This window comes from Methanofollis tationis (genome assembly GCF_013377755.1).
In the GTDB taxonomy this organism is placed as follows: domain Archaea; phylum Halobacteriota; class Methanomicrobia; order Methanomicrobiales; family Methanofollaceae; genus Methanofollis; species Methanofollis tationis.
Map to the genome: position 1 here is coordinate 1,275,220 of NZ_JABXWR010000001.1, position 11,425 is coordinate 1,286,644.

13 protein-coding genes are annotated in these 11,425 nt (G+C 62.6%); 10 read left to right on the forward strand and 3 right to left on the reverse strand.

What is annotated here, in order from left to right:
* Positions 1–14: 14 nt before the first annotated feature.
* Positions 15–1,295 carry a phosphomethylpyrimidine synthase ThiC gene (thiC, locus tag HWN36_RS06640; protein ID WP_176788631.1) on the forward strand — a complete coding sequence of 427 codons (1,281 nt, stop codon included), beginning with the start codon at positions 15–17 and terminating at the stop codon, positions 1,293–1,295.
* Between the two features lie 57 nt (positions 1,296–1,352).
* Here thiC and HWN36_RS06645 read toward each other — a convergent pair whose 3' ends face one another.
* A complete protein-coding gene (locus HWN36_RS06645; RefSeq protein WP_176788632.1) occupies positions 1,353–1,847 on the reverse strand; it encodes a GNAT family N-acetyltransferase in 495 nt (164 codons plus the stop codon).
* A 110-nt stretch (positions 1,848–1,957) separates the two neighbouring features.
* On the opposite strand from HWN36_RS06645, the gene HWN36_RS06650 reads away from it, so the two are divergent.
* Complete coding sequence (locus tag HWN36_RS06650; RefSeq protein ID WP_176788633.1) at positions 1,958–3,115, forward strand: ISH3 family transposase; 1,158 nt, start codon at positions 1,958–1,960, stop codon at positions 3,113–3,115.
* Between the two features lie 168 nt (positions 3,116–3,283).
* Here the strand turns inward: HWN36_RS06650 and purE are convergent, their stop codons facing one another.
* The gene (gene purE, locus HWN36_RS06655; protein ID WP_004037084.1) at positions 3,284–3,673 is read right to left on the reverse strand and encodes a 5-(carboxyamino)imidazole ribonucleotide mutase; all 390 of its coding nucleotides are present in this window, start codon (positions 3,671–3,673) and stop codon (positions 3,284–3,286) included.
* A 123-nt stretch (positions 3,674–3,796) separates the two neighbouring features.
* Between purE and HWN36_RS06660 the strand changes: the two genes are divergently transcribed.
* The 8 genes from HWN36_RS06660 (at position 3,797) to HWN36_RS06695 (ending at position 11,074) form a co-directional block, all read left to right on the forward strand.
* Positions 3,797–4,930 (forward strand): pyridoxal-phosphate-dependent aminotransferase family protein, encoded by a 1,134-nt coding sequence (locus tag HWN36_RS06660; RefSeq protein ID WP_176788634.1) that lies wholly within the window; start codon positions 3,797–3,799, stop codon positions 4,928–4,930.
* A complete protein-coding gene (gene ribC / locus HWN36_RS06665) occupies positions 4,927–5,388 on the forward strand; it encodes a riboflavin synthase (protein WP_004037082.1) in 462 nt (153 codons plus the stop codon). Before HWN36_RS06660 ends, ribC begins: the two co-directional genes overlap by 4 nt.
* 53 nt (positions 5,389–5,441) lie before the next feature.
* Positions 5,442–5,849 (forward strand): 6,7-dimethyl-8-ribityllumazine synthase, encoded by a 408-nt coding sequence (gene ribH, locus HWN36_RS06670; protein WP_004037081.1) that lies wholly within the window; start codon positions 5,442–5,444, stop codon positions 5,847–5,849.
* On the forward strand, positions 5,846–6,988 hold the full coding sequence (locus HWN36_RS06675; protein WP_176788635.1) for a pyridoxal phosphate-dependent aminotransferase: 1,143 nt from the start codon (positions 5,846–5,848) through the stop codon (positions 6,986–6,988). Before ribH ends, HWN36_RS06675 begins: the two co-directional genes overlap by 4 nt.
* Before the next feature lie 15 nt (positions 6,989–7,003).
* Entirely contained in the window at positions 7,004–8,758 is a 1,755-nt protein-coding gene (locus HWN36_RS06680; protein WP_176788636.1) for a PAS domain S-box protein, read from the forward strand.
* A gap of 105 nt (positions 8,759–8,863) precedes the next feature.
* Complete coding sequence (locus HWN36_RS06685; RefSeq protein WP_176788637.1) at positions 8,864–9,229, forward strand: DUF2703 domain-containing protein; 366 nt, start codon at positions 8,864–8,866, stop codon at positions 9,227–9,229.
* Positions 9,230–9,271: 42 nt separating this feature from the next.
* Positions 9,272–9,919, forward strand: coding sequence for a YIP1 family protein (locus HWN36_RS06690; RefSeq protein WP_176788638.1), 648 nt, complete (start codon positions 9,272–9,274; stop codon positions 9,917–9,919).
* Positions 9,920–11,074 carry a COG1361 S-layer family protein gene (locus HWN36_RS06695; RefSeq protein WP_176788639.1) on the forward strand — a complete coding sequence of 385 codons (1,155 nt, stop codon included), beginning with the start codon at positions 9,920–9,922 and terminating at the stop codon, positions 11,072–11,074.
* A gap of 119 nt (positions 11,075–11,193) precedes the next feature.
* Here the strand turns inward: HWN36_RS06695 and HWN36_RS06700 are convergent, their stop codons facing one another.
* Positions 11,194–11,373, reverse strand: coding sequence for a hypothetical protein (locus HWN36_RS06700; protein ID WP_176788640.1), 180 nt, complete (start codon positions 11,371–11,373; stop codon positions 11,194–11,196).
* Between the last annotated feature and the right edge of the window lie 52 nt (positions 11,374–11,425).

Genomic DNA, 11,425 nt, shown 5'->3' on the forward strand with positions numbered 1-11,425 from the left:
AGGATTCCCGATAGATGTGTGTTATGCAAACCCTGATCAAGGAGTGCCTCAAAGGTGTCCCTCCTGAGGTGGAGGTGGTGGCGAGGGACGAGGGGCTCTCGCCGCGGCAGGCCGCCCGTGCGATAACGAGGGGGCGGATCACGGTCGCAGCCAACCCCCGCCGTCCGCACCGCCTCTCCGCCATCGGCGAGGGCTGCCGGATCAAGGTGAACGTGAACATCGGCACCTCAGGGGAGCGCTGCGATCCCGCCCTCGAGATCAGGAAGGCGCAGGCGGCCCTGGAGAACGGTGCCGACACCCTGATGGACCTCTCCACCGGGGGCGATCTCCCGGCGATGCGCAAGGCGATCCTGGCCCTCGACGTTCCCGTGGGCACGGTCCCGATCTACGAGGCGGTGCGGCGGGCCGGGAATGCGGCCGAAGTCACCTCCGATCTCCTCTTTAACGTGATCAGGGAGCACTGCAGGCAGGGCGTGGACTTCCTCACCCTCCACTGCGGCGTGAACCAGGCCGCCTTTTCGGCCCTCCGCCTCGACCCGCGGGTGATGGGCGTGGTCTCGCGGGGCGGGGCCTTCCACGTGGCGATGATGGCGGCGACCGGCGAGGAGAACCCGCTCTACAGCGAGTACGACTACCTCCTCGAGATCCTCTCTGAGGCCGATGTCGTCGCCTCCCTCGGGGACGGGATGCGCCCCGGCTGCCTGTACGACGCCGAGCGGCTTGCGAAAGTGACCGAGTACGTCACCCTGGGGGGCCTCGCGAAGCGGGCCCTCGCGGCCGGCGTCCAGCGCTTCATCGAGGGGCCCGGGCATATGCCCCTCGACCAGGTCGGCTACAACGTGCAGATGCTCAAAGAGGTCTCGGACGGTGCGCCCCTCTACCTGCTCGGGCCCCTGGTGACCGACGTCGCCCCGGGCTACGACCATGTCGTCGGGGCGATGGGATTTGCGGTCGCCGCCATGCACGGCGCCGATTTCTTCTGCATGGTCTCGCCGGCCGAGCACCTCGCCCTCCCCGACATCGACGACATCGTGGAGGGGACGCGGGTGGCAAAGATCACCGCCCATGCCGGCGACATCGTCCGTTTCGGTGCAGGCGCCCATGCCAGGGCCGACCTGAAGATGGCCGAGGCCAGACGGCGGCTCAACTGGGAGGAGCAGTTTAAGGCGGCGATGTACGGCGAGCACGCCCGAACGATCCATGAGCGCGACGGCGACCTGGAGACCTGCTCGATGTGCGGCGATCTCTGCGCCGTGAAGATGGTGCGGGACATCCTCGGGGAACGGGAAAAATAGTGCGGCCGCCCGGCCTCGCCGCCGGAGTGCCCGATTCTCTCTTTTTTTCAGGGGGCTCTACGAAAGACACCGCAGGTGTTTCTCATAACACACCCGGGAGGAGCAGGCTCCGCCTTCCCTCTCTGCGGGGCCCAGATCCCCGTCTCGCACCGCCCCGAAGAGCAGCAGGTCCTCGAAGCGTCCCCGGTGGAGGAGATGCTCCCGCAGGCACCCCTCGTACTGCAGCCCGGCCCGCTCCAGCACCCGCGCCGACCCGGCGTTCCGCCTGAGGCAGGAGGCGTGGACGCGGTGGACTCCCATCTCCTCAAAACCGAACTGCACTGCGGCCCACGCCGCCGCCGTGGCATAGCCCCTGCCCCAGTAGTCCTTCCCGATCCAGTACCCGAGTTCTGCGCTCCGGTTTTCCGTATCCATCGTTATTCCGACCTCTCCTACGAGAAGGCCGTCGGTTGTCCTCGTAACTTTCCAGGCCGCGCCCCACCCGGCCTTCCATCCTGCTGCGCTCTCCGCGATCCAGGCCTCTGCCGCTCCCTCGGAATAGGGATGGGGCATGAGGACCGCCGTGTCCAGTACTTCGCTAATTTTAGAAACCCCAAATCCCCCTCTACCGCCCGAAGCCCGCCCAAAATCGAAAGATCTATATAGATTGCAGGCTTCCCCTCATGCCTTTACCTAAATCGAGGGTGACCTGCAGAAAGAGCAACATTCTGAAACCTAAAGACTGTTGCGCCCCTGTTGTTTCGGCACTGGATCAGCATCTAACCATTCCCATTCAGGGAAAACTCACTCAAACGGACTTGATTTCTTCTCTGGTCGGCATGGCTGTAATGAATCAGTCAGTTCACTCAATCACCCACATCCTGGATCGGGTACCGTGCGAAACGTCCGTTCGCTACCACCTCAAAAAGCTCGATATGGCCGATTTGGAACAGAATAACACCTCGATCCTCACCACCCATATGCACCACGTCCTCAAACCTGGGTACGCCTATCAGTTTGCGATTGACTTTACCAACGATCCGTACTACGGGTCAACCGATGAGGAGAATGAGGCCTATATCGTGCGAAGTAAGCGTAAAAAGTCAACAAATGAGTTTTATTCCTACATCACTCTGTATGTGACCACCAGGAACCGGCAGATGACGCTGGCCGTGTTCCCGGTGCGCCGGGATACCTCGAAGGTCGGATACATCGCGCAATGTCTCGATCGGATCACTGAACTCGGTCTTCGCATCGAAGTTCTCTGCCTGGATCGGGAGTTCTACACCCGGAAGGTGCTCGGGTTTCTGATGGACGTCCAGGTGCCGTTCATCGTTCCTGTCAGGAAACACGGGAAAAGGATGAAACAAGTCCTCCAGGGAACCCACTCCCGGTATGCTGAATATCGGATGCACGGAAAACCGGTGCTGGTCCTGAAGATTGCGATTGCCGTGAAGTATGCAAAAGGAAAACGGGGTAAGCGCGGCGTTGAGAATCTGGGTTACGTCGTGGGAAACCTCCGGTGGAATCCCCATCGGGTCCATCAGACCTATCGGTCCAGGTTCTCGATTGAATCGTCCTATCGGATGCGCAACCAGGTGAAACCCCGTACGAGCACAAAAAACCCGGTCATCCGGTATCTCTACGCCATAATATCGTTCCTCCTCAAGAATATCTGGATCGATATACTCTGGAAGCACTTTTCCCCCGTGAAACAGGGACCACAAACCATTGAGGTGCGCGGCTTCCGGTTCAGCTCCTTCATGTGCATAATCTGGGAGGCGATCCGCACATCGATGAGGGGTGCCAGAGCCATTCCTGTGTTAAGGTATCCTGTTTAGGAAAGGGAGCGAGAAACGCCGTTGAATGAAATGAGAGGGAGGAAGGAATTAGAGAAGTACTGGTGTCGGCGACGGCGTCGTCTCCTGCAAGGAGAGCGATGCGCCCGGCATCTTCCGGGCACAGCGGGGCAAGGAGCACGGGACCGTTCCTGATGGTCGGCTGGGTCTTCATGCGACGCCCAGGATGCGGGCGGCCAGGTGCGCTGCGTTCTCTCCGCCGTCCACGGCGACGCAGGCGACCGGCACGCCTTTGGGCATCTGGACGATGGAGAGGAGGGCGTCGAGCCCGCCCATCAGTTTGCCTGAGACCGGGACCCCGATCACCGGGCGTTTCGTCTTCGAGGCGACGACGCCGGGGAGGGCGGCCGCCATCCCGGCGATGGCGATGAAGACCTTCGCATCCGAGGTGCGCATATAGTCGTCGAGGCGGTCAGGGTCGCGGTGGGCCGAGATCACCTGGACGTCATAGGAGAGACCGTAGGTTTCGAGCACTCGTACCGCCTTTTCGGCAATCGCACTGTCTGAGTTCGAGCCTGTGATCACTGCAACATCGGGCATAACTGATCTGTAGTATTGTGCGGTCGTGGGATTAGGTCTTCTGTCAGGGCCAGAGCCTACGCCCGCGCCCCACCATGAAAACCTACATTGCCCCGGAAGATGCACCAGTACACGCTGATCTTTATGGAAAACGAACGACTCCTCATGCTGCCGGGGCCGGTGCCGGTGCCGGAACGGGTGCGGCAGGCAATGATGCGGCAGGCGATCAACCATCGCGGTCCTGAATTCGGCACCGCCTACGCGGACTGCGCTGCGGTCCTGAAAGAATGCTTCGGGACGAAAAACGAGGTCTATATCATCAGCGGCTCGGGAACCGCCGGCATGGAAGCGGCCGTCGCCAACTTCGGGCGCGGGAAGCGGATCGCCTCCCTGGTCAACGGCAAGTTCGGCGAGAGGCTCCGGGACCTCGGGCAGCGTTACGGCGACGTGACCGCGGTCGAATCGACCTGGGGCACGCCCCTCGACCTCGACGCCCTCGCCGCCGCCCTCGAAGGCGGTGTCGAGATGGTGACGATGGTCCACAACGAGACCTCGGCCGGCATCCTCAACCCGGCGAAGGACGTCGGGAAACTCGCCCGGAAACACGACGCCCTCTTTGTCATGGACGGCGTCACCTCGGTCGGCGGCGATGAGGTGCTCGCCGACGAGTGGGGCGTCGACATCGCCATCGTCGGCTCGCAGAAGTGCCTGGCCGCCCCGGCAGGGCTTGCGGCCGTCGCCGTATCCGACCGGGCATGGGAGCGGATCGCCGAGGACCGCCCGTACTACCTCGACCTTGCCGCCTACCGCAAGAACGGCAAGAAGGCTCCGATGGAGACCCCGTACACCCCGGCCGTCCCGCTCTTCCTCGCCCTCGCCGAAGCGATGGCGATCATCCGTGAAGAAGGCATGGCCGCCCGCATCGCCCGGCACCGGCGGATGTCGGCCTCGGTCAGGGCCGCCGTCTCGGCCTGGGGCCTCTCCATGTTCCCACACCTCGACGCCGTCCACGCCTACTCGAACACCGTCACCGCCGTCGCCATGCCCGAAGGCGTCACCGACAGCGCCCTCCGCGGCACCGTCAAGCGGATGGGCATCGAGATCGCCGGCGGCCAGGACCACCTCAAGGGGAAGATCTTCAGGATCGGCTCGATGGGTGCGGTCAGCGCTCCAGAAATCCTCGCCACCCTTGCAGCAGTCCAGCACGCACTCAGGAAGGCCGGCGTCGCCGGCATGGGTGACGGCGTCGGGGCGGCGGCTGAGGTGCTCGACGCATGAAGATCGGGGTCGCCGACACCACCTTCGCCCGCGTCAATATGGGCGCTTTCGTCGTCGACGAGCTGCGCAAGCACGCCAGCGTCGCCATCGAGCGCTACACCGTTCCGGGCTTCAAGGACCTCCCGGTCGCCTGCAAGAAGCTTATCGAGGAGCGGGGCTGCGACATCGTCGTCGCCCTCGGCATGCCGGGCGGCAAAGATAAAGACAAAATGTGCGCCCACGAAGCCTCGCAGGGCCTGATGCTCGCCCAGCTGATGACCAACCGGCATATCATCGAGGTCTTCGTCCACGAGGACGAGGCTGAAAACGACCGCGAACTCGCATGGCTCGCGGAGCGGCGGGCGCGGGAGCACGCCGAAAACGCCGTGAACCTCATCCTCCGCCCCCAGGTGCTCACCCGCCAGGCCGGCACCGGGCAGCGGCAGGGCTTCGAGGACGCCGGCCCGGCGAGGCAGTAATACCGGCAGAATAAAGAAAGAACAGAGACAGGATCAATTCGAGGAGTTATATCATGGCAATCACACTGGGATTTGTGGTCGCGGAGTTCAACCGCGACATCACCTATATGATGGAGATCGAGGCGCGGGAGCATGCGAAGTTTCTCGGCGCCGAGGTGGCGGATTGCATCTATGTGCCCGGCGCCTACGACATGCCGCTTGCGATCAAGAAGCTGCTCAAGCAGGACGGTATCGACGCCGTCGTCACCATCGGCTGCGTCATCGAGGGGGCGACCCAGCACGACGAGATCGTCGTCCAGCACGCCGCCCGGAAGATCATCGACCTCTCCCTGGAGTACGGCAAGCCGGTCGCCCTCGGGATCTCGGGGCCGGGCATGACCCGCCTCGAGGCCACCGAGCGGATCGATTACGCAAAGCGCGCCGTTGAATCAGCCGTAAAAATGGTGCAGAGATTGGAATGAAGGCCCTCTCGGAGAAGGTCAGCGCCGTCGCCCCCTCGGCGACGATCGAGATCTCGGACGCCGCAAAGAGGATGAAGCGGGAGGGGATCGACGTGATCGGCCTCTCGATCGGCGAACCCGACTTTGCGACGCCCGCGCACATCGTACAGGCCTGCTGCGACGCCCTTGCCAGCGGCGAGACCCATTACGCACCCTCGAACGGGATCCCCGAACTCCTGCATGCCGCCGCAGAGAAATGTCGGACCGAGAACCACATCCCCTGCGCCCCCGAAAACGTCATCGCCACCTGTGGAGCGAAGGACGCCATCTTTCAGGCGATGCAGGCCTGCCTGAACCCGGGCGACGAGGTGGTCCTCCCTGATCCCTCGTGGGTCAGCTACGAGCCCTGCGTCCAGATGGCCGGGGGCCGGGTCGTCCACCACGCCCTCAAGGAGCCCTCGTTCCAGATCGACGACAGAATTCTCGAACGGGTGGGGCCGCGGACGAAGATGATCATCGTCAACAGCCCCTCGAACCCCACCGGGACGGTGCTCTCGAGAGCGTCCTTAAAACTCGTCGCCGATATCTGCGAGGACTACGACCTCCTCGCTCTTTCCGACGAGATCTACGAGAAACTGATCTACGGGAAAGAGCACATCTCCCTCGCCTCGATCGGCGATATGGCCGGTCGGACGATCACGGTCAACGGCTTTTCCAAGGCCTATGCGATGACCGGCTGGCGGCTCGGCTATGCGGTCGCCCCCCTCCCGGTCCTCCGCCAGATGGCGAAGGTGCAGCAGCACTCGGTCTCCCACCCGGCGACCTTCGTGATGTGGGGCGGTGTTGCGGCCCTGAAAGGCGACCAGTCCTGTGTCGAGGCGATGCGCAAAGAGTTCGAGGCCAGGCGGATGTACATGCTCGACGAGTTCACCTCGATGGGCTATGCGGTCGCCCCGCCCGACGGCGCCTTCTACGCTTTCGTGCGGGTGGAGGGCGACGACCTCGAGATCGCCCGTTCATGGCTGAACGATGCCCATGTGGCGGCGACACCGGGGGCGGCGTTCAATGCGCCCGGCTGGATCCGGGTCAGCTATGCCGCCTCCCTGCCGACGCTGAAAGAGGCGATGCGCCGGATACGGGCCTGGAAAAAGAGCGGATAATTGAGAAGGTAGTAGATGAGAGCAGAAGGACCGTCCCGGAATAGGTGCCGTTCTCTCGCTCTCATCCTCCTCATTTTTCTTTTCTCCTCCCTCGCAGTCCCGGCGCTTGCAGCAGAGCAGCCCGCAAAAAAAGTGCTTCTTCTCCATTCCTACCACCAGGGCCTCTCCTGGACCGACGAGATGACCGGGGGGGCCAGGTCGGTCTTCGATACCGCCGAAACGCCGATCGACCTCTATGTCGAGTACATGGACACCCTCCGTCTCGGCGATGCGGGCTACGGGGACCGGGAGGAGGCCATTCTGGGACAGAAGTTTGCAGGAGTCACGTTTGACCTCGTCATCTGTCTGGACGACTACGCCTTTCATTTCCTCCAGGACCGTCACGCCTCCCTTTTTCCCGGTGTCCCGGTCGTATTCTGCGGCCTGAACTATTTTGACGAGGCCGATCTCGAAGGCTGGGAGAACTGCACCGGGATCGTCGAGGTCTATGACGTGGACGGCACCCTCGACGCCGCCCTCTTCCTCAACCCCGGGATAAAGAATGTTTTTGTGGTGAACGACGCCACCGAGACCGGGATCTCGAACCTGCGGATCCTCCAGGGTGCCGCGGACCGCTATGCCGGTCGCCTGACCTTCACCTACTCGGGCGATGCGACCCTGGACCAGATCGAGGAGACGGTGCAGAACCTTCAGGACGACACGATCGTCCTGCTGATGACCTACTACCGCAGCCCCGACGGGACGTACTACGAATATGCCGACGTCGCCGGTCCGATCTCCGCGGCGTCGGCCGTCCCGGTCTACGGGGTGTGGGACTTCTATCTTGGTCACGGGATCGTCGGTGGGAAGATCCTCTTCGGGAGAGAGCAGGGGGAGGCGGCCGCCGCAATGGGGCTGCGCATCCTCGACGGCGAACCGGCCTCGGCGATCCCGGTGAAGACCGACCTGCAGGGGCGCTATGTCTTTGATTATCGCCAGCTCCAGCGCTACGGTCTTGAGGGCTCCTCTCTGCCCGGGGGGAGCGCCGTGATCAACAGGCCGTCGCGGCTGATCGAGGTCGACCGGAGCGTGGCGGTTGCCGGGGTGTTTGCGATCGCCACCCTTGCGATCACCGTCGTCTTCCTGGTCGCCCATATCAGGCTGAGGCGGCGCTCGGAGCGGATCCTGCAGGAGAACGAGGAAAAGTTCAGGCGCATTGCCGAAAGTTCATTCGACATCATTTTTTCTACGGACATCGGGGGCCGCTTCACCTATCTCTCTCCCTCGGTCCTCCGGGTGACCGGCTACGAGCCCGCGGACCTGCTCGGGAGATCCTCTGTGGACCTGACCGATCCGGCGGATCATGAACGCTGCGCCGAAGCCTTCTCCGCTGTCGCCGGTGGGGGGAGCCTGGAGGGGCTGGAGGTACTCTTCCTGAAAAAGGACGGTGCCAGCGGCTACCTGGAGATCAACGCCGCCCCCCTCTATGCGGACGGCACGGTGATCGGGATGCAGGGGGCGGCACGCGAGATCACCGAGCGCAAACAGATGGAGAGGATGCGCTCCGAGGCGTTTGCGCAGATCGACCGGAACATCGGGCAGTTCGCCACCCTGGGCGACGAGATCAGAAACCCGCTCGCCGTGATCGTCGGTGTCGCCGACCTTTACTGCGAGGAGGAGCAAAAGGAGCGGATCCTGGAGCAGGCAGAGATCATCGACGGGATCATCACGCAACTCGATCGCGGCTGGATCGCGTCCGAGAAGGTGCGTGAGTTCCTCAGGAAGCACTGAAGGAATTGTGCCTGCGGGGCCCTGTGGGGATGCTCCAGGGGATCGGTTCATCTGGGTGCCGGACAAGATCTCCTCCATGAACGAGAGAATGCGGAGTGGTGGGGAATGAAGGACCGGTTTGTTCTGCTCTGGCGGCGGGTCGGGACCGCCCTCTGCCCGTACCGCTCGTCGGATACCGATCGGTCACTCCCTGATCTGCTCAGGGAAATCATTCCTCTTCTCGAAGAAAATGGGGTTTCTGTCCAGGTGAAGGTGGAGCAGACCGATGAAGGGGCCGGCGTCTGGTTCAACGGCGCCCCTCTTGCCGACCTGATCGACGAGGCCGCCGGGGCCCAGCGCTACTGCACCGGGCCGTCCCGGATGGAGGAACTCGGCCACCCTGAGTGCGCGTATGAAGGGGAGGTGCGATCCGGCTATGTCGTGCCCGAGATCATCTTTCGAAAGGCGGTCCTGCTCGCCCTCGAGGACTGACGACCCGATGGTATATATGCGCGCCCCGCGCGAGTGATCTTCATGAGTCATCCGATCGTTGAGGTTCTCCTCAATCCTGACGCCTTCTTTCGGAAAATGGCGGATCGTGCGCCTGACCTGATGCTGCCGGCAGCCCTCGTGCTCGTGACCGGGATCATCGGCGGGATCGCCGCATACCTGATCACGAACATGCTCACCCCGGCCTTCCCCGCGGAGGCGCAGGGCATCATGGGGATCATCGCCGTCGCAGGAGCGGTCGCCACGCCGATCTTCTCCCTGATCGGCTGGGTGGTCGTCGCCATTATCTTCTATGCGATTTCGTCCGTGTTCAAAGGGAGCGGGAGCCTGAAAAAAACCCTTGAGTTCACCGGCTACGGCTATGTCCCGACGGCCCTCTCCTCGGCGATCTCTCTCGTCCTGACGGCGCAGTTCACCTCGTCCGTCACCCTCCCCCAGATCGATTTCACCGATCCGGCGGCGGTGACGGCGTTCCAGGCGACGGTCACGCACTCTCCCATGATGACGGCGGTCGTTGGGATCACGATCGTCTTCCTCCTCTGGAGCGCGAACATCTGGATCTTCGGCATGAAGCATGCGAGAAATCTCACGCTGAAAAACGCGGCGATCACGGTGGGCGTGCCGGTGGGGATATATATTATCTATCAGATAGTATCTCTGGGAGTTATATAAATGAAAAGATGCCTGCTGTTCTGTGCGGTCTTTGTCCTCCTGCTTGCAGGGGTCGTCTCCGGCGCCACCCCCCAGGAGAACGCCGCACGCGTCACGGTCACCGGGTTCTCGGTCGACCCAGCCGTGCTCATGCCCGGCGATGCGGCGACGGTGACGGTGACGGTGAAAAACACCGCCGATGAGAGCGTTGCCCTCAGAAGCGCCAGGATGTTCACGGAGAGAAACATCGTCATTCTGGACAACCCCTACCAGACCTTCGGCTCCATCGGCCCGGGTAACGAGGTCTCGTTCACGTTTACGGTGCGGGCGTCCACAGGGGACGGGATATTCTACCCGCCGTTTGTGATCGATTTCAGGGACGCCGGTTCGCTCCGGTCCCCGGTCACGGTGAAGGTGGAGAGCACCGAACCGCGGATATCGGTCATGGAGCGCCCAGATTCTTTCGCCGAGGGGAAAAAAGCGACGATAAAGGTGAAGGTCAGCAACCCGCGCTCAGGCGAGATCAACGGCGTCACCATTGTGCCCCTGGGGGATGGGATCGTGAGCACACCGACGAGCGTGTTTGCCGGGGCCCTCGTTCCTGATGGTATGGCCGAGGTCTCCTTTGAGATCACGCCGTCCAGGGAGACCGATCTGGTCTTGAACGTGGATTACCGCAACGGGAACAACCAGAGGAGCACCTCTGCTCGCCTCCCGATCACCTTCTCTGAGGACAAGAAACAGGCCGAGATCGTCGTCTCCGGGATCGAGGTGACGAGGGAGGGCGGCGTCTACCGGGCGAGCGGCGACGTCACCAATGCCGGCCTTGAGGTGGCGAAGGCCGTCGTGATCACCGTCGGCGCCCCGGCCGTCCCGGTCGAGCCGAACCGGGTCTATCCGGTCGCTTCTCTCGACCCCGACGACCTCTCGAGCTTCGATGTCACCTTCACGGCTGAAGATGCGGACTCGGTCCCGCTCGTCATCGAATACAAGGATGAGGACGGGAACGCCTACCGTTCAACCATTCCGATCTCGATCGGGTCCACCGGCACGGTGGCCCCCGGGGAGAGCGGATCGTTCCCGGCATGGGCGATCGCCCTGATCCTTCTCGCGGTCGTGGCGGTCGGGGGCGTCATCGTCTATTCGTGGAAGAAGGCAAAACAGAACCCTGAATAACTTTTTTTGCTCTTTGCTCCTGTGTGCCCGGGGGTTCCCCTCTGTCTAAGGACGAAGAACCGATTTTTTCATAGAGGTGGTGCAGGAGAGGCCCCCATCCTCCCATACTGCCCGGACGATCAGTCTTTTGCCATGACCGCCCCGATCACGATCAGCCCGAGGCCGACGATGACGACGGCGAGTTCGACGAGGCCGACGAGGAAAGCGACCACTTCAGGCGGGAGGAGCATAATGCCGTATATGCCGATGGCGGCAAGCACCAGCCCTGCGACGACCATTCCAATACCTGTCCTGTCCATGGACTTTTCACCAGGGGTTCCATTGTTCGAAGCACCATATGAGCGTTGCGCC